The following is a 16,224-nucleotide window of genomic DNA, read 5'->3' as shown; positions in this document are numbered from 1 at the left end:
GTGAGCAGTAGGTGGGCCGCAGCGAACGAAGTGAGCGAGGCCCACGGCACCGACGCGGGGAGGGACGACCCGCGGAGGAGTAGGTGGGCGCGACCAACGGGAGCGCCCACGAAAGCCCGAACGGCGACGTAGGGAGCCCCTTCGGGCCGAAGGGGTTTTACTGCTGGTCGGCGAATAAATTCCGACAGTGGTCTCCAGACGCGCACTCCTCGTTGCGGGGATACTCACGCTGACGGTCGGGTACGTCGCGGTCGGGGGGCTGGGACTCGGCTTCGTGTCGCCGGGGGTTGATGACGGCTCGGAGGTCCCACAGAGCAAGATGATCCAACCGGATGACAACGGGAGTTACCTCTGGCCGTACACCTCCCGGAACAAGACGGTCGGCGAGCGGACGCTCGCGGTGAACCTGGTCATCCACGGCGACGACGACCGGGTTCGGAACCTCCTCACTAGACAGACGCGGTTGACGTGGCAGTTCTCCAGCACGGCGAACACGACGGGGAACGTGACCAACGGAACGGTGACGCCACAGCCGACACGTACGGCTGACGGGACGACAGAGAACGACAGCGGCCTGCCCGGGACCGTGACGCCCGGCGAGACGGCACCGCAACCGGAGAGCGTGGCGACGCCCAACGGGACGAACGAGACGAACACGACGACCGAGACGCGGACGTTCCGGCCGGGGGACTCGATTCTGGAGTGGAGCGACGCCCACGGCTCGACGCGGTACTCCTACATCGACGCGCGGCCGAACGGTGGCGAGGCGTCGTGGATCGACGAGTCCTACCAGATCCACGTCGGCGACTACTTCGGCGGGCGACGGCACATCCGGGCGTACACCAAACCGGCGACCAACTGGACGGCGGTCCAGATACACAAGGAGTACTGGGACTGGTTCCGCCTGCGCCACACCGTCACCGACGCCCGCAACTCCCGAAACGTCCTCGAGTCGGGGTTCATCGACCAGCCGTACGTCGAGCGGGTCAGCCGGGAACACTACGGCGTCAACGGCGGGATGAACGACGGCTGGATATCCGAGATCGAACTCGTGCCCAGCGCCGGGTCCGTCCTCGCCGGGATCGGATTGGTCGTCGCCGGGGGCATCCTCACCAGACAGACCTACCAGTCCATCGAGACCGAGGGGCGACGGCTCGTCGGCTGGACGTACAACAACGTCCGCGGGTTCGTCCTCGCGGGCGCCGTCGCGGCGCTGTACCTCAGCGTCCGGACTCTCGGGATCCTTCTGGAGGGGGTCGCCCAGTCGATAGACCCGCGGATCTATCTGGCAGTGTTGTACCCGATGATCGCCGTCGGCGTCCCGCTGACGGCGTTCCTGTTGGCACAGCCGTTCGGCGCGACCTCGCGATTCGAACGCCTCCAGCGGATCAGTCGGCTGGTCGGGCCGCGGATCGAACCACAGGCCGCGCTGGTGTTCGGGACGCTCGGTCTCGGGGCCGCGTTCGTGCTGGACTTCGGCGGCCTCGGGGTGTCGGCGGTCCCGGTTCCGCTGGTCATCCACCGGGTCAGTATGGCGTTCGCGCTGGGGCTGATCGCCGCCGGTGCGGCGAAGATAGACGAACAGGGGGCCGGGTTGCTCGTGGTCGGCGTCCTCGGCTGGATCATCGGCCTCGTGATGCCGCTTGCGGGCTATCTCTGAGTGGCGCTGGGTCGCGGGGCCGCCTTCTGGAGGGCGCTCTCGGCGATGTTCGCGCCGTAGTCGGCCGTCCGGTTCAGCGAGTCGACGACCAGTCCCAGCCGTTGGGCTCGCTGTGGGTCGTCGAGTCGCCTGATGGCGTTGTCGACCGAGCGGGTCTTCTCGTCGACGGCCGGCACCATCCCGCGAGCCTCGTTGGCCATCGAGGTCGCCGTCTCCGGGTCGTCTTCCAGCAGGGCGTCCATCGCCACCTCGGGGACTTCGAGTGCCAGATCACGCATCGCCAGCAACTCGTCGGCGACGTCGTCGGAACTCCCCTCTATCTCCAGCGCGAGGTCGGCTATCTTGCTCGCGTGGTCGGCGATACGCTCCAGTTGCCGGGCGGCCGACTGGTAGTCGAACACCGTCTCCCGGGGGAACCCGATGTCGTTGGCCGAGGTGGGGTTGCGCAGGACCGTCCGGAACACCCGCGAGACCATGTACCACAGGCGGTCGACGTCGTCGTCGCGTTCGACCACGTCGTGGGCGAGGTCGTCGTCGTCCTCGACGAGGGCGTCGACGGCGTCTCGGAGCATCGTCAGCGACACCAGCCGCATCCGCGTGATGGCGTTGTGGACCGACAACTCGCTGGAGTCCAGCAGGTCCTGCAGGACGACCCGGTCGGTCGTCTCCTCGATGACCTCCAGTCCCACGAGGCCCTGCGTGGCGTCGCGGATGATCCGCCGTTGGGCGGCGGTGATCCGTTCGGCCTCCAGTTGGATGATGTCGAAGCCGCTGACGTACATCGTCATCACCGCACGCGTGAGTTCGTGGTCCTCGGTCAACCCCGTGATGTCGAGGGTGCCCTCGACGCGTTCGGTCTCGTCCCGCGGCGAGAGCAACAGCAGGTCCTCCTCGGAGTGGAACTCGACGACGCTGCCGGCGCTCACGTCGTTCTCCGTCGCCCAGTCTTTCGGCAGCGATACCGTGTACGTCGACCCGCCCGTGACTTGGACCTTGCGCGTCTCCATAGCTAAACTACTGTATCCGACGTATAAAAAATTGTCCGCATTCTATTTAGATCCGGGCGACGTATATTGAGGGGCAAAAATGGCGGATGTGGGCGGAATTTTGTCGTTGTCACAACCCCATCCCGGGGAATACTACTCCGGCCCCCTCGCTCTGTCGCTGGTCTTCCCCGCTACGGACTGCTGTGAAGTAGCCGTAGGAACTGTCTACTGCCCGGAATACGGTTATCGGAATAATATTCGTGCCTATAAATACATACTACTATATAGTCTATCGAGAGTATTGTATTAATAATAGCAGGGTATTTACCCATCTCCCCACTCCGTTCAGGTGATGACAAAGGATTCCCAGCGTGGTGTTTCACGGCGAAAATTCATCGCAGCAGCGAGCGCCTTCGGCGTGGCAGGGGCTATGGCAGGGTGTAGTGAAGGGAGCGGCTCGACCCCGGACGAGAACTCGCAGAACCTGACTGCCGGCGGGTCGTCGACGGTGTACCCCGTTGCCAACGACGCCGCCTCCTACTGGAACGGTAACCGACCCGCGTCGGACTCGGAGTACTGGCCCCACGAGGAGTACGACATCGACACGGACAAGAACCTCGCCGACTACTGGGCGGGCCTGTACGGTATCGAGGGTACCGGCTCCGAGACCGAACCGCCGTTCAACGTCTCGGTGGCTCTGAGCCACTCCGGGACCGGCGTCAAAGACGTCCGCGACGGCAAGATCGACATCGGCAACTCCAGCGGGAACGTCGAGGACGAGCTCCCCGACCGTGACTCCTACGAAAACTTCATCGACAACGTCGTCGCCGTCGACGGCCAACCGCTGGTCGTCTCCACGGAGATTGCCGAGGCCGGCGTCGACTCCATCACCGGTGACCAGCTCAAGGACCTCTACAAAGGCCGCATCAGCAACTGGTCGGAACTTGGTGGCCCGGACCGCGATATTCAGGTCCTCGGCCGCGCGAAGGGGTCCGGGACGCGGACCTCCTTCGTCAGCAACGTCTTCAACGACCCCGAGGCGGACACGACGGTCGCGACCCGGTTCGGCCAGAACCAGCGACTCGCGTCGGCCATCTCCGACGCCGACAACGCGATCAGTTACATCGCGCTCGCGTTCCTCGACACCGATGGTCTGGAGCCGATCAGCCTCGAGTGGGAGGGAACGACCTACACCTACGGCGCGGACGAGAACGGTCTCGACGCGACCTCGTACCCGCTCTCGCGCGACCTCCATATGTACACGTGGGAGGAAGTCGACAGCCGCGAGGCCGCGTTCGTCAATATGATGCTCTCGGACTTCGGTCAGGACACCTTCGTCGCCCCGAACAACTACTTCAGACTCGGTGCCAGCCGACGCGAGGAACAGCGGAACCTGCTTCCCGAGCAGTCCAACTGACGGGGTTGCGCTGATCCCGTCGTCGTCTCGAACAGAAAGCAACAATACAGTCGAAACTAGTTTCACGTACAACGCCGATGTCCAACAGTAACGTATCGGAGACTACGAGCACACTCGGTCGGACGCGCCGTCGAGTGTCGACAGTCCTCTTCGGCAGCGATCCGGAGCCGGGGTCGAAAGCCATCGTCTCGCTCGGGCTTGTCCTGATCGCGGTCACCATCGCGCTCTTTCTCGTCCAGCCGATTTTCGTATCGTACGGACTGTTCGCGTTCCTGCTCGTAGTCGCCGTCGGGTGGTTCACGTACCAAGCCGCAACCGCACGGTTGCTGACACTCATCGCGACGACCTCGACCGTGCTAACTATCGGATTCATCACGTTCTACCTATTCTACAGCGCGTGGCCGGCGATCACCGAGAACGGTCCGGCCCTGGTCACCCTGCCCGACTACGGGTGGTTCTTCTTCCTCGACGCCGTCCTCCCCGTCGACGGGAGCTACTACAATCCGGCCGGTGGGGCCGTCTCGTTGATCCCGTTCTTCTGGGGTACCCTCGTCGTCACCTTCATCGCCGCCCTCGTCGCGGCGCCGCTTGGCGTTCTCGGGGCCCTGTTCATCAGCGAGGTCGCGGGGGCACGCCTGCGCGCGGTCATCAAACCGGGCGTCGAAGTCCTCGCCGGCATCCCCTCGATCGTCTACGGGTTCATTGGCTTCACCATCCTCAACACCTTCGTTCAAGATACGTTCCTCACCGACGGAGCGACGTTCCTCATCGCCGGCCTCGTCGTCGGGATTATGGCCCTCCCGACGGTCGTCTCGGTGTCGGAGGACGCTCTCTCCAGTGTCCCTTCGTCGATGGGCGACGGGGCGGTTGCGATGGGCGCGACGAAGTGGCAGACGATGAAGTCCATCTCAGTTCCGGCGGCGTTCTCGGGCATCTCGGCGGCGATCATCCTCGGACTCGGTCGGGCGATCGGTGAGACGATGGCCGTCGCGGCCATCCTCGCTGGCGGTACCCAGTTCGCCGATCCGCTGTTCGACATCTTCCACGCCAATATGACGCTGACGAGTATGATCGCCATCCAGTACGGGAACGCCTCACAGAGCCTCGAACACGTCCTGTTCGTCGCCGGCGTCATCCTGTTCGTCATCGTCGCCAGTATGAGCATCGTCTCACAGTATATCGAGCGTCGACTCGACAAGAAACTCAAGGGGCAAGCATGAGCGAGGGATACGCCACCGAAGAGACGTTCACGACCGCCGACGCCGACGCCTACGACCGCTGGCTGGATACGACCATCGCCGTCGGCATCCTCGGGTTCGTCTTGGCGATGGCCGCCGTCGGACAGGTAGTCACGCTCACCGCGAGCGGCGACGCGCTGAACGGGGTGTTTCTCACCCTCTCTGCGGTCGTGACCGGCGCCGTCGGCCTGACGGCCGGGCTGGCGGCGCTGAACGTCGTCGCTGTCGAATCCAGACGCGTGCGCGGAGTCGGACTCGGTCTCCTCGCCGCGACGCTGTTGCTGACCGCCGTCGTCTACGCCACGGGCGTCCAGTTGGTGACGTTGTTCGGGTTGGTCCTGCTGGTCGACTCGGTGTCACTGGTCGGGGCCGGCATCGCCTCGTGGACCGGCAGCGTCGACACGCAACCGAACGCTAGCGCCGGGATTCTGACGGGTAGCGTCTTTGCTCTCGTTGGCTTCGGTATCGGTGCTGCAGTCGGCGGGGCCTTCCTCGATGGCCCGCTGTATCTCGTCGCCGGTCTGCTCGGGGCCGCCCTGTTCGGTGTCGGTACCATCGTCCCCCGGGAGGACATCGGTTCGACGCTACCGACGGCCGCCGTCACGGCCGTCTTCGCCGCCGTGATACTGACCGGCGCGATTGGACCTGACTGGCAGTGGCTCCCGGAGGGCCTCTCCGGTGGGTTCAGCGGTGTCATCGTGGTGCCGCTGTTCGTCCTGTTCGGGTCGCTGTTCACCTCCTGGTCGGCCGCGAAGTGTCGGGCGCGCTTCGGTGCGCGCGGCCGCCAGTACGGCGCGTTCCTCGTCATCTACCTCAACGCGGTTATGATGGTCGCGGTGATGGTCTCCATCGTCTTCTTCGTCGTCTCCCGCGGCGTGACCTACGCCTTCCACGGGGTCCAGATCGGTGCGCTGTCGCTTCTGGTACTGCTCGCACCCCTGCTCGTGCTGGCAATCAACAGGGCGCGTAATCCGTCCGGGACCAGCGAGTGGCACTCCGCCGCCCGCCAGTCGTTCCGCATCGCGCCGGTCGCGGCAATCGGGTCGCTCGCGGTTGTGCTCGTGGGCCTGATCGTGACGGGCGAGACCCTTGATTACGCCTTCGAGTACACGGTTCTCGGTGACGGGCGCGAAGAGGTCCCGATCGATACCGTCGCCGCTATCACGCCGGAGACGGCGGTCGGCGCGTGGGTCTTGGCCTTCCCGACTCTTATTCTCGCTGTCTACTTCTTCCGGAATGCCAGCAGTCTCCGTGGGGTCGGGACACGGTCACCGACCCTCGAACGGGTCCAGCAGGCCGTCCCGTTGGTCGGTACCGGTCTCGCGCTGGCGACTATCGCGTACGTCCTCGTCGGCACCGGTTTCCCCGTTCTGGTGACCGTCGGAACGGGACTGGTCGTCGCTGGCGCGGCCGCGGCCGCGGGCGCGACACTGTTCGCTCTGTCGGCACTGACCAGCGGTCCCGAAGGGCTCCTAGACAACGCTCAGTACGTCCCGGTCGGTTTGGCCGGCGGCGTCACGCTGCTTGCGGTCACAGCTTTCCTCGAACCGACGGTGACGGTCAGCCCCGGCGTCGGACCGATCGACATCGTCCCTGCGGTGGCGTTGCTCGGCGTCCTCGTCGGTGCCGTCGTCGCCGTTGCGGCGGCCGTCGCCCGCAACCGGGGCGGCGACGACCGCGTGTTCGTCTCCCAAGCGCTGTTGGGACTCTCGGCGGTCTGCGGATTTCTGACCATCCTCGGCCTCCACGCCGCGTTCACCGGTGCACCGGTCGACCTCGGCGTGGCGACGGTCGCCAACGTCGGGTCGTTCGACTGGCCGTTCGTGATGCAGTCGTACGTCCCTCTAGGAATCGAACCGGGCGGAATCTACCCGGCGGTCATCGGAACAGTGTGGCTGGTCGTCGGCGCCTCGACGTTCGCAATCCCGCTGGGCGTCGGCGCGGCGGTCTTCCTGACCGAATACATCGAGCAAGGGTCGTTCACCGCAGTCGTCGAGACGGCGACCAACGCCCTCTGGAGTACGCCGAGCGTCGTGTTCGGCCTGTTCGGTGCCGCACTCCTGATCCCCCGACTCGGTGATCAGCGCTCACTGCTCGCGGGGATGCTCGTCCTCGGGTTTATGCTCCTGCCGCTGGTGTTGATCACCAGCCGCGAGGCGATCAAGTCCGTCCCCGACGAGTACCGCGACGCCAGCGCCGCGCTGGGCGTCAGCCGCTGGGAGACCATCCGCAGCGTTGTCCTCCCGGCCGCGATGCCCGGCGTCATCACCGGCGTCATCCTCGGCGTCGGTCGCATCGCCGGCGAGACCGCACCGCTGATCTTGGTGCTCGGGTCGACGCTGAACACGCCGAACGCCGCCGACGTACTCGGCAACTTCCAGTTGCTCTCTAGCGCACCGTTCGTGTTCAACGGGGCCGTTATGGAGTCGACGGCTGCGTTGCCGACGGGCATCTGGGCGACCATTGCGGCCGGCGTCAGCGGCTCCCAGTCCCGTGGCTGGGGGACCGCGCTCGTCCTCCTGCTGGTCGTCCTGATGCTGTACTCGATCGGTATCGTCAGCCGAACCTACTTCCGGAGGAAACTGAACTATGAGTGAGACCATCACCGAAACAGAGACCGCAACCGAATCGACGACTGACAGCGCACAGACGACCAGCGGCGAGAGCCAGGAGCGACTCCGCGAGGAGTGGACTCACTACCGTTTCGACGGGCCGCCGAAACTGTCGGTCGAAGACCTCAACGTCTGGTACGGCGACGACCACGCGCTCAAGGACGTCTCGATGGACATTCCTGAGAAGAGCGTCACCGCGCTTATCGGCCCCTCCGGCTGTGGGAAGTCGACGTTCCTCCGGTGTCTCAACCGGATGAACGACCGGATCAACATCGCCAACATCGAGGGGTCGGTCGAGCTCGACGGCTCGGAGATATACGATCCCAATACGAATCTGGTCGAACTCCGAAAGCGCGTCGGGATGGTCTTTCAGGCTCCCAACCCCTTCCCCAAGTCTATCCGCGACAACATCTCCTACGGCCCACGCAAGCACGGCGACATCGAGACGGGCCTACTCGCACGACTGCTCGGTCGAGACGACAAGGACGAGGAACAGGAAATCGTCGAGCGCTCGCTGAAGCAGGCGGCGCTGTGGGAAGAGGTTTCGGACCGCCTCGACGACAACGCCTTGGGCCTCTCCGGCGGCCAGCAACAGCGGCTCTGTATCGCCCGCTGTCTCGCAGTCGACCCCGAGGTCATCCTGATGGACGAACCCGCCTCGGCGCTGGACCCCATCGCCACTTCGAAAATCGAAGACCTCATCGAGGAACTCGCGGAGGACTACACCGTCGTCGTCGTCACGCACAATATGCAGCAGGCCGCCCGTATCTCCGACCAGACCGCCGTCTTCCTCACCGGAGGCGAACTCGTCGAGTACGACGACACCGACAAGATATTCGAGAACCCCGAGAGCCAGCGCGTCGAGGACTACATCACCGGCAAGTTCGGATAGCCGATGGCCGAGGACAGAGTGGAGTCCCTCCGGGCGGACGTCATCGCCTTCGGTCGGGTCGTCGAGGGCCGATTCCGGCAGGCGCTGACCGCCGTCGACACCTTCGACCCGGAACTGGCCGACGAGATTATCGACGGCGACGCCGAGATCAACCAGCGCTATCTCGCCCTCGAAGGCGAGTGTATCGACTGTTTCGCCCTTGGACAACCGGTCGCGGGTGACCTCAGACTCGTGACGGCCGCGTTCAAGATTCTCACCGACCTCGAACGCATCGCCGACCTCGCGACGAACCTCGCCGCCCTCGCGGAGACGCTCGTCGGCGACGACACGGGCGAGACGTTCGCGGCCGTCCCGCTGGTCGAAATCGGGGAGTTCGCCGCCGCGATGCTCGACGACGCCCTCCACGCCTTCGCCGAGGGCGACGCCGAACTCTGCAAGGGGGTCGCCAGCCGCGACGACCGACTCAACGAGCGCTGTGCGGCCGCGAGCGCCACCATCATCAGACAACTAGTCGAGTACTCCGGCGAGGCCGACTCGCCCATCGCCGCCGCGCCCGCGGCCGCCCGCGAGGTGCTCGTCCTCGTCCGTGACCTCGAACGCGTCGGCGACCACGCGGTCAACGTCGCCGCTCGGACCTACTACATGTTCGAGTTCGACGACGCGCTGTTGTACTGATTCCAGACAAGTAGAAACGTATAAACGACGGACCCGACCAACAACGATTATGCCACGAGAATCATATCAGGAACTCTTGGACGAACTCCGGGAGGACGTCCTCTATATGAGCGAAGTCGTCCTCGATCGCGTCCGCGAGGGCCTCGAAGCCCTCCAGAGCAAAGACAAAGAGACCGCACGGGAGATCATCGACGGCGACGGCGAGATCAACCAACTGTATCTCGACCTCGAACAGGACTGTGTCGACCTGCTGGCCCTCCAGCAACCGGTCGCGGGCGACCTCCGGTTCATCGCCGCCTCGTTCAAGATCATCACCGACCTCGAACGCATCGCCGACCTCGCGGTCAATCTCGGCGAGTACACCCTCAACGCCGACCGGGACGCCTTCCCCGAGGTCGACATCCAAGCCATCGGCGACACCGTCGTCGAGATGGTCGAGGACGCGATGGCCGCCTACGCCGCGGAGGACGTCGACGCCTGCGCCGAAATCGCCGCCCGCGACGACGAGGTCGACGAGCGCTGTGCGACCGTTTCGGACACCGTGATGCGCGAACTGATCGAGCGCGAGGTCGGCCCCGACGCCGAGGAGACCAAAGTCGAGACGCTGATGAACGACGTCTCGCGGTTGCTGTTGACCATCCGTGACCTCGAACGCATCGGCGACCACGCCGTCAACATCGCCGCCCGCACGGTGTATATGATCGACAACGACGACAAGTTCATCTATTGAGGGTCTGCAGTTACTCGATTCGGTAGTGCTCAGATACGGACTGCAGTTTCAAACAGCACGAAAGCCCCGAGCCGTTCGGCCGCCCGGGACTCGCTGCGGTCCTCACTGTGTTGTGGTCCTTGCGTCGTCCGGGACAGGCCGAACGGCTCGCCCCTTTCAGTCCACCCGTTCTGGCTGGGAAGACTGCCAAACAGGGTGGGACTGAAAGGTAGCGAGGGACTCCGTCCCTCGGACCATACGAACGGGCCGTCGGCCCGTGAGCAGAGCCCGCGGGGGATTTCATTCTGTCTTGATCGTTCCTGTTGGAGACCACTTATCTGAACACGATGCTCGATTCAGAACCCGTCTTCGAACCAGAAGGTCCCGTTCTGCTGGACGACTTCGCCGTCCAGTTCGATGTAGCTGTCCTCGCTCATATCCAGAATCATATCGACGTGGACCGCCGACTCGTTCTGCTCGTTGTCCTCGCCGACTGTCTCCGGATAGGCCCGGCCGACGGCCATGTGGACGGTGTCGCCCATCTTCTCGTCGAAGAGGATGTTCCGGGAGAAGCGGTCGATGTCGCGGTTCATCCCGATGCCGAGTTCGCCGAGATACGACGCGCCCTCGTCGGTCTCTAACACGTCGGTCAGCAGCTCCTCGTTTTTCTCGGCGCTGTGTTCGACCACTTCGCCGTCCTCGAAGACGAGGTGGGCGCCGCCTATCTCCCGGCCCTGATGGTAGATGGGGATGTCGAAGTACGCCTCGCCCTCGACGGAATCGACGACGGGCGCGGTGAACACCTCGCCGCCGGGGAGGTTCGCCTCGCCGTGGTCGTTCAGCGTCTCGTTGCCGGCGACGGACATCGTGAGGTCAGTCGTCTCCCCGGAGACGATGCGGACTTTCTCGGCCTCGGTCAGGCGGTCGGCCATCGGCTGCTGGTGTTCGGCGACCGCGTCCCAGTCTTTGACGATGGCGTCCCAGACGAAGTTCTCGTACTCCTCGGTGGCCATCTCGGCCTGTTGGGCGTTGGCCGGTGCCGGGAACAGCGTGAGGTTCCACGTCTTCTGGAGGCGGGTCTCCTTGACCGGTTCGTAGGCCCGTTCGTAGGCGGCTTGGGTCCCGGTGTCGACGTCGGCGAGTTGAGTCTCGTTGTCGCTGCCCTTGATGGCGATGTAGGCGTCCATCGCCTCGTACAGTGCTTTCACGTGGTCTGGTGCCTCGAACTCGCCGTCGAAGTTCCGGAGGTACGCCCGGCGGAACCGCTTGCCGGTCCGCTCCTGGATGACCAGCGGATGGGCGCCGGCGTCGGCGATGGCCTCGACCAGCGCGACGACGAGGTCCTCGGCCTCGGGATGGGCGTCGATGACGACCTCGTCGCCGGCCTCGCAGTCTATCGAGTGGTCGACGACTATCGATGCGTGTTCTCGGATACGCGGGTCCATACGTCCTGCCTCGGGCGGGCGGGGCTAACTACTTTCGCTCGGCCCACTCGCCCAGCGCCGCCGCGACCGCACCGCCGACGCCCGCGCCGAGGCCGGCGTCACCGGGTCGGCGGCGGTCCCGACGTAGGGCACCTCCAGCGTCGCCGCGAGGTCGGCCCCCTCTTCGTCGACGAACGACCGGAACGTCGGCGCGGCCGCCGCCTGCCCGTCGAAGCCCTGCACCCCGTCCTCGGGATCGAACGCCAGTGACTCCGGTCGTCGGTCGGTCGCCGCGGATAGCCGGTCGAGCAGGGACGACAGTGCCGGGTCTATCGCCTCGGGGTCGCCGACGAAAAACGGCGTGTCGTTGCCGTTGCCCCAGCGGTAGGGACAGTGCAGGTCCAGTGCCGCGACCAGCGGTCCCGACAGCGACCGGACGTAGCCCATTATCGCCGCCGTCGCCGCGTAGATGGGCGACAGCGACGACGACAGCGCGTTGCCGTCGACGTAGTCGCGGTTGTGGTCGTGCGGCGCCCTGTACTTCCCCTGATCGCCGCGCTCGACGCCGTCGATGTCGACTATCGGAACGGCGTGGACGGTGTAGTCACGCCCCAGCGGTGTCTCGGCCAACAGCGCGGACAGCAGTCCCGCGAGCGCGTAGGAGGCCGTCGTCTCGCAGGAGTGGTGGCGACAGGTCACGACGACGTGGCGCGGCCCGAGCCGATACGGACCAGCGGTACCGACCGGCCACACTCGGAGGTGGTCAGCGTCTCGCGGTGGAGGCGGCCGTTCGAGGCGTGGGCGTCGTACCACCGCTCGAAGTCCGCGCGCTGGTAGGGCGGCGCGAACGCGAACCGGACGCGCTCGCCGGCGTCGAAGTCGTACCGGAACGCGCTCGCGTCGACGCGGGCCTCGGGGCCGAGCCACGACCACTCCTCGCCGGCACAGACGGCGGGACCGAGCGGTCCGACCACTTCTCTGTCGCCGAACTCGATCAGTCGCTCGCCGGCCGTAGTCGCCGTGATCGCGGCGTTCCAGTAGAACCACTCGCGGGTCGAGTCCCGCGTCTCCGGGGCGAGCCGTACCCGTCCGTCCTCGCGCTCACAGAGTCGAGCGTTGCCGCCCGGGAACCCCGTCTCCACCTCGACCCCGGTTCGGGCTGGCGCTTCCATCTCGGTTCTATCCTCTCCCTCCAGCGTAAAATACACTCGTCAGACACGCGGTCACTGTCGCCCCCTCGCCCGTGGCGCTTTTGACTCTCGGTCTACCACATCGAGTAATGGGAGACGCCGCCGGTCGTCCGCCGACCGACGAGATAACGACCGACTTCGAACACCTCCGTGAACCGACGGCCGCCGACCACGGCCGTCCGGTCTGTCGCGGGACACACCGACACGGCGACGCCACCGTCGAACGGACCTACCACCGCGAGGAGGTGAGCCGGTTGACCGCCGAGACGACGTATATCGAGGGCGAGGAGACTGTCGACGTCCGGACGCAGTGCTGGCTACTCGAAGACGGACGCCTCCGTCACACCGGCGAGGACATCGTCCCGTTCTGTCGCGCCCACCACTACAGCGACCCGGCGACGGACCTCGCTGGCTGTCACGGCGACAGTTCGCCCCGCGAGGACCCGTCGTCGGTAACCTCGACGTTTCAACCGGCGACGAGTGTCGTCGTCGAGAACGGGGCCGCCCTCCGGTTCACGGGCGTCCACGAGAGCGAGGCCGCGCGGGTACAGCGGCGCTTCTTCGTCGACGAGACGGGCGGCCAACTCCGCATCGAGACGGTCTTTCACGACGGCGACACTCGCCTCGGGTCGGTCACCGAACGGCAGGCGCTGTTGCCCGACGGCGAGTTCGTCGCCGCGACGGGCGAACCCATCGACGCCTTCTGCCGGCGGACACACCTCAGCGACCCCGCGGCGGACCTCCGGTACTGCCGAGAGCGCCGCGAGGACGGCCCGCCCTAGTCCATCCAGTCGGGGTCCGCCCGCGGCGGGCTGAACACGTCGATACCACGGACCGGTTCCTCGCCCCTGTTCTCGGCCGTGTGGGCCTCCCCGCCGGGGACGACGTAGGACTCCCCGGACGCGACGACGTGCTCTGCCCCGTCGACGACGAGCGTCATCGTGCCCGTGAGGACGACGCCGATCTGTTCGTGGTGGTGGCTGTGTTCCGGCACGGTCGCGCCCGGTTCGATGTGGAACTGCTGGGCGCTCATCGACTCGCCGACACACAGTTGCGTGAGGTAGACGCCGTCGACGACTTCGACCGTCTCGCCGTCGGCAGGTGCCATCGTCTCCATACGCGCCGTCTCGCGGCCCGCCGCCTAAACGTTTCCCGGAGTATTTTTGTGTCCGCCTCCGACCCACGGGTATGTACGCCGTCGTCGGGTGCACCGACTGTTCGTCGCTGTGGGTCGTCGAGGGCCGCCCGGAGACGACGCAGTGTCCCTCCTGTGGCAAGCGCCACCAGTTCGGGCGTCTGAAGCAGTTCCACACCAGCGAGGACGTAGACGAGGCCAGACAGGCCCGGGCGGCACTGTTAGCCGACCGACAGGGGTTCGACGAGGCGTTCGCGGACCTCGACCACTTCGCCGATATGGAGGGGCGTCTGGACGAGGCTGGCGTCGACGACGAGACCTACCTCCGGGAGAAGGGGGTCGACGCCGACGACGTGGCGGCGGCCGGCGACCGGGCCAACGAGGGGACCGGCGGGTCGAACAGTCGCAAGGCCGTCGTCCGCGAGGCCATCGAGGCCTGCGACCCGGCGACGGAGGACGAAGTCGTCGCGTACGCCGTCGAACGCGGCGTCCCGGCGTCGGCGGCCCGTGACCTCCTCGAGAAACTCGTCCGGGCCGGCGCGGCCCTGCGGGACGGTGACGCCTACCGTCTGGTCTGATCGTGGCCGTCAACTTTGAAATACGTCCCCGCCGAAGGCCCAGACGATGAGTGATATCCTCCCCGACGACGGCCAGCAGTTCGCGCTCGGACTCGGCGCCGGCGTCCTCGCTCTCGTCCTCGGCGTCGCGTTCGTCGCGGTCGCCGCCCTGAGCGAGGTCGCTCTCCTGGACTCGTTGGCTGTCGCCGTCGCCCTCCTCGTCGTCGCGTTCGTGTTCGCCGTCGCCGGCCTCTACGACATCGTCGCCCGCGGGACGACCCGCCGCGGCGTCTCGGACCTGATCGCCAGCGCCGGCGTCGTCCTCGCCCTGCTGGCGCCCTACGGCGACCCCGCGCAGGCGTTCGTCGCGGCCGGTGCCGTCGCGCTCCTGACCAGCGGTGCCTATCACGCTGCGCTGGCCGCCGAACTGATGCATATCGACGAAGACCCGGCCGTGGACGTCGAGAGCGAGGAGACTCCCTGACCGCAACCGTCTTTTCGCTGCCCCGCGACCGCCGAGATATGGTCTCCACGCGTCGCGCCCGTGCCGCTCTGGATCTAGCAAGCGGCGTCCTCGGGTTGCTCGCCGGACTGTTTCTCGTCGTCGCCGGCACTGTCGGACTCCCGCGGACGCCGGGGTTCGCGTTCGGCGTCACGGCGATGGGACTGCTCGGCGCCGGGTTCAGCGCCGTCGGCGTCGGCCATATCGCCATCGACGACCGGGTCCGCGGCGGCGGCGAGTTCGTCGCCGGCGCCGGCGCTATCGTCCTCGGCCTCGCCTTCGGCGTCGGTTCGGCCGGACCGCTCGTCCTCGTCGGCGGCGCGGCCGTCGTCCTCGGCGGTGCGGTCATCGTCGCCGACAGCTTCGGCCTCGAACTCCCGGTAGCCGGCTGATCAGCGGCCGTGTTCCTCGTGGGCGCTGGCGAGGTGTCGACCGGCCAGCGCACCGAGTAGCGACAACTCGCCCGCGAGCGCTCCGGTGGCGATGACCTCCGCGAGGGCGTCGGCGTTCGACCCCGCCGGGTCGCCGCCACCGGCGTGGCCGAGTACGTCAAGCGCCTCGGCTTGGGTCGGCAGTTTCGTCCCGCCGCCGACGGTCCCGACTTCCAGCGAGGCTATCGTCACGGAGGCGTACAGCCCGTCCTCGCGCGCTTCGACGCTCGTGATGGCGTTCGACCCCTCGACGACCTGCGCGATGTCCTGCCCCGTGGCGAGGAAGGCCGCGGCGACGACGTTGGCGACGTGGGCGTTGAACCCCAGACTGCCGGCCTTGGCGCTGCCGACGAGGTTCTTCCGGGTGTTGACCGCCGCGATGGCCTCGGGGGTCGTCCCGAAGCGCTCTTGGACCACTTCGGTCGGCAGGAGCACGTCGGCCGCGACGGTCCGCCCGCGACCCTCGACGGCGTTGATGGCCGCCGGCTTCTTGTCCGAACAGAGGTTGCCAGACAGCGAGACCAGCGACGCCGTGGTCTCGTCTTCGATCACGTCACACGCCGCCTGCGTGGCGATGGTGACCATGTTCATCCCCATCGCGTCCTTCGTGTCGAAGGAAAACCGGAGGAAGACGCTGTCGCCGACGACGTACGGGTCGACCGATTGGAGTTCGCCGTGGCTGGTGGTCGATTCGGCGGCCTCCCGGAGAGCGTCGGTGTTGTCACCCACCCAGTCGGCGAGTGCCGCGGCCTCGCTGACGCCGGCGACGGAGAACACCGGCGCGCGGGTCATCCCC

Annotated in this window: 17 protein-coding genes; 11 read left to right on the top strand and 6 right to left on the bottom strand. The window is 66.3% G+C overall.

Translation table 11 applies throughout. The annotated features are described in order from the left end of the window. Positions 1 to 187 precede the first annotated feature (187 nt). Positions 188 to 1,660 carry a hypothetical protein gene (locus GJ629_RS08150; RefSeq protein WP_157512547.1) on the top strand — a complete coding sequence of 491 codons (1,473 nt, stop codon included), beginning with the start codon at positions 188 to 190 and terminating at the stop codon, positions 1,658 to 1,660. On the opposite strand, the gene GJ629_RS08145 is transcribed toward GJ629_RS08150, so the two are convergent. Continuing rightward, a complete protein-coding gene (locus GJ629_RS08145) occupies positions 1,651 to 2,667 on the bottom strand; it encodes a phosphate uptake regulator PhoU (protein ID WP_157512546.1) in 1,017 nt (338 codons plus the stop codon). The genes GJ629_RS08150 and GJ629_RS08145 overlap by 10 nt on opposite strands. 331 nt (positions 2,668 to 2,998) lie before the next feature. Between GJ629_RS08145 and GJ629_RS08140 the strand changes: the two genes are divergently transcribed. From GJ629_RS08140 to phoU (GJ629_RS08115), 6 genes are all read left to right on the top strand, one after another. Then, entirely contained in the window at positions 2,999 to 4,063 is a 1,065-nt protein-coding gene (locus GJ629_RS08140) for a substrate-binding domain-containing protein (protein ID WP_157512545.1), read from the top strand. Positions 4,064 to 4,197: 134 nt separating this feature from the next. Continuing rightward, complete coding sequence (pstC, locus tag GJ629_RS08135; RefSeq protein WP_370515831.1) at positions 4,198 to 5,283, top strand: phosphate ABC transporter permease subunit PstC; 1,086 nt, start codon at positions 4,198 to 4,200, stop codon at positions 5,281 to 5,283. Further along, positions 5,280 to 7,898 carry a phosphate ABC transporter permease PstA gene (gene pstA, locus GJ629_RS08130; protein WP_157512543.1) on the top strand — a complete coding sequence of 873 codons (2,619 nt, stop codon included), beginning with the start codon at positions 5,280 to 5,282 and terminating at the stop codon, positions 7,896 to 7,898. Before pstC ends, pstA begins: the two co-directional genes overlap by 4 nt. Then, positions 7,891 to 8,805 carry a phosphate ABC transporter ATP-binding protein PstB gene (gene pstB / locus GJ629_RS08125; protein ID WP_157512542.1) on the top strand — a complete coding sequence of 305 codons (915 nt, stop codon included), beginning with the start codon at positions 7,891 to 7,893 and terminating at the stop codon, positions 8,803 to 8,805. Before pstA ends, pstB begins: the two co-directional genes overlap by 8 nt. Before the next feature lie 3 nt (positions 8,806 to 8,808). Next, the gene (gene phoU / locus GJ629_RS08120; protein WP_157512541.1) at positions 8,809 to 9,480 is read left to right on the top strand and encodes a phosphate signaling complex protein PhoU; all 672 of its coding nucleotides are present in this window, start codon (positions 8,809 to 8,811) and stop codon (positions 9,478 to 9,480) included. Positions 9,481 to 9,529: 49 nt separating this feature from the next. Next, complete coding sequence (gene phoU, locus GJ629_RS08115) at positions 9,530 to 10,210, top strand: phosphate signaling complex protein PhoU (protein WP_157512540.1); 681 nt, start codon at positions 9,530 to 9,532, stop codon at positions 10,208 to 10,210. Between the two features lie 335 nt (positions 10,211 to 10,545). Here phoU (GJ629_RS08115) and GJ629_RS08110 read toward each other — a convergent pair whose 3' ends face one another. Genes GJ629_RS08110 through GJ629_RS08100 form a run of 3 tightly spaced genes read right to left on the bottom strand, consistent with a single transcriptional unit; the run spans position 10,546 to position 12,785 of the window. Then, positions 10,546 to 11,634, bottom strand: coding sequence for an aminopeptidase (locus GJ629_RS08110; protein WP_157512539.1), 1,089 nt, complete (start codon positions 11,632 to 11,634; stop codon positions 10,546 to 10,548). A gap of 24 nt (positions 11,635 to 11,658) precedes the next feature. Next, positions 11,659 to 12,312 carry a hypothetical protein gene (locus GJ629_RS08105; protein ID WP_157512538.1) on the bottom strand — a complete coding sequence of 218 codons (654 nt, stop codon included), beginning with the start codon at positions 12,310 to 12,312 and terminating at the stop codon, positions 11,659 to 11,661. Further along, positions 12,309 to 12,785 (bottom strand): hypothetical protein, encoded by a 477-nt coding sequence (locus GJ629_RS08100; protein ID WP_157512537.1) that lies wholly within the window; start codon positions 12,783 to 12,785, stop codon positions 12,309 to 12,311. The genes GJ629_RS08105 and GJ629_RS08100 overlap by 4 nt, the downstream gene beginning before the upstream one ends. 107 nt (positions 12,786 to 12,892) lie before the next feature. Here GJ629_RS08100 and GJ629_RS08095 point away from each other — a divergent pair, with 107 nt between their 5' ends. Continuing rightward, on the top strand, positions 12,893 to 13,585 hold the full coding sequence (locus tag GJ629_RS08095) for a hypothetical protein (RefSeq protein ID WP_157512536.1): 693 nt from the start codon (positions 12,893 to 12,895) through the stop codon (positions 13,583 to 13,585). Here the strand turns inward: GJ629_RS08095 and GJ629_RS08090 are convergent. Next, entirely contained in the window at positions 13,582 to 13,920 is a 339-nt protein-coding gene (locus GJ629_RS08090) for a cupin domain-containing protein (protein WP_157512535.1), read from the bottom strand. The genes GJ629_RS08095 and GJ629_RS08090 overlap by 4 nt on opposite strands. A 71-nt stretch (positions 13,921 to 13,991) precedes the next feature. Between GJ629_RS08090 and GJ629_RS08085 the strand changes: the two genes are divergently transcribed. Genes GJ629_RS08085 through GJ629_RS08075 form a run of 3 tightly spaced genes read left to right on the top strand, consistent with a single transcriptional unit; the run spans position 13,992 to position 15,389 of the window. Beyond that, positions 13,992 to 14,516: a DUF5817 domain-containing protein gene (locus tag GJ629_RS08085; RefSeq protein ID WP_157512534.1), complete on the top strand. Its 525-nt coding sequence runs from the start codon at positions 13,992 to 13,994 to the stop codon at positions 14,514 to 14,516. 46 nt (positions 14,517 to 14,562) lie between these two features. Beyond that, positions 14,563 to 14,979, top strand: coding sequence for a hypothetical protein (locus GJ629_RS08080; RefSeq protein WP_157512533.1), 417 nt, complete (start codon positions 14,563 to 14,565; stop codon positions 14,977 to 14,979). A gap of 38 nt (positions 14,980 to 15,017) precedes the next feature. Next, positions 15,018 to 15,389, top strand: coding sequence for a hypothetical protein (locus tag GJ629_RS08075; protein WP_157512532.1), 372 nt, complete (start codon positions 15,018 to 15,020; stop codon positions 15,387 to 15,389). Here GJ629_RS08075 and GJ629_RS08070 read toward each other — a convergent pair. Beyond that, on the bottom strand, positions 15,390 to 16,224 hold an 835-nt coding region (locus tag GJ629_RS08070), incomplete at its 5' end, for a hydroxymethylglutaryl-CoA reductase (RefSeq protein WP_157512531.1).

It is taken from the genome of Halapricum sp. CBA1109 (genome assembly GCF_009741825.1).
Taxonomy (GTDB): domain Archaea; phylum Halobacteriota; class Halobacteria; order Halobacteriales; family Haloarculaceae; genus Halapricum.
The sequence above is the reverse complement of the archived record's forward strand: the minus strand, read 5'-3'. Positions and strand labels throughout refer to the sequence as shown.

Excerpts from the sequence above, each read along its gene's own strand:
- GJ629_RS08095 (WP_157512536.1), top strand. The coding sequence starts at position 12,893 with ATGGGAGACGCCGCCGGTCGTCCGCCGACCGACGAGATAACGACCGAC.
- GJ629_RS08080 (WP_157512533.1), top strand. The coding sequence starts at position 14,563 with ATGAGTGATATCCTCCCCGACGACGGCCAGCAGTTCGCGCTCGGACTC.
- GJ629_RS08140 (WP_157512545.1), top strand. The coding sequence starts at position 2,999 with ATGACAAAGGATTCCCAGCGTGGTGTTTCACGGCGAAAATTCATCGCA.
- phoU (WP_157512540.1), top strand. The coding sequence starts at position 9,530 with ATGCCACGAGAATCATATCAGGAACTCTTGGACGAACTCCGGGAGGAC.
- pstA (WP_157512543.1), top strand. The coding sequence starts at position 5,280 with ATGAGCGAGGGATACGCCACCGAAGAGACGTTCACGACCGCCGACGCC.
- GJ629_RS08110 (WP_157512539.1), bottom strand. The coding sequence starts at position 11,634 with ATGGACCCGCGTATCCGAGAACACGCATCGATAGTCGTCGACCACTCG.
- GJ629_RS08100 (WP_157512537.1), bottom strand. The coding sequence starts at position 12,785 with ATGGAAGCGCCAGCCCGAACCGGGGTCGAGGTGGAGACGGGGTTCCCG.
- GJ629_RS08085 (WP_157512534.1), top strand. The coding sequence starts at position 13,992 with ATGTACGCCGTCGTCGGGTGCACCGACTGTTCGTCGCTGTGGGTCGTC.
- pstB (WP_157512542.1), top strand. The coding sequence starts at position 7,891 with ATGAGTGAGACCATCACCGAAACAGAGACCGCAACCGAATCGACGACT.
- phoU (WP_157512541.1), top strand. The coding sequence starts at position 8,809 with ATGGCCGAGGACAGAGTGGAGTCCCTCCGGGCGGACGTCATCGCCTTC.
- GJ629_RS08145 (WP_157512546.1), bottom strand. The coding sequence starts at position 2,667 with ATGGAGACGCGCAAGGTCCAAGTCACGGGCGGGTCGACGTACACGGTA.
- GJ629_RS08090 (WP_157512535.1), bottom strand. The coding sequence starts at position 13,920 with ATGGAGACGATGGCACCTGCCGACGGCGAGACGGTCGAAGTCGTCGAC.
- GJ629_RS08075 (WP_157512532.1), top strand. The coding sequence starts at position 15,018 with ATGGTCTCCACGCGTCGCGCCCGTGCCGCTCTGGATCTAGCAAGCGGC.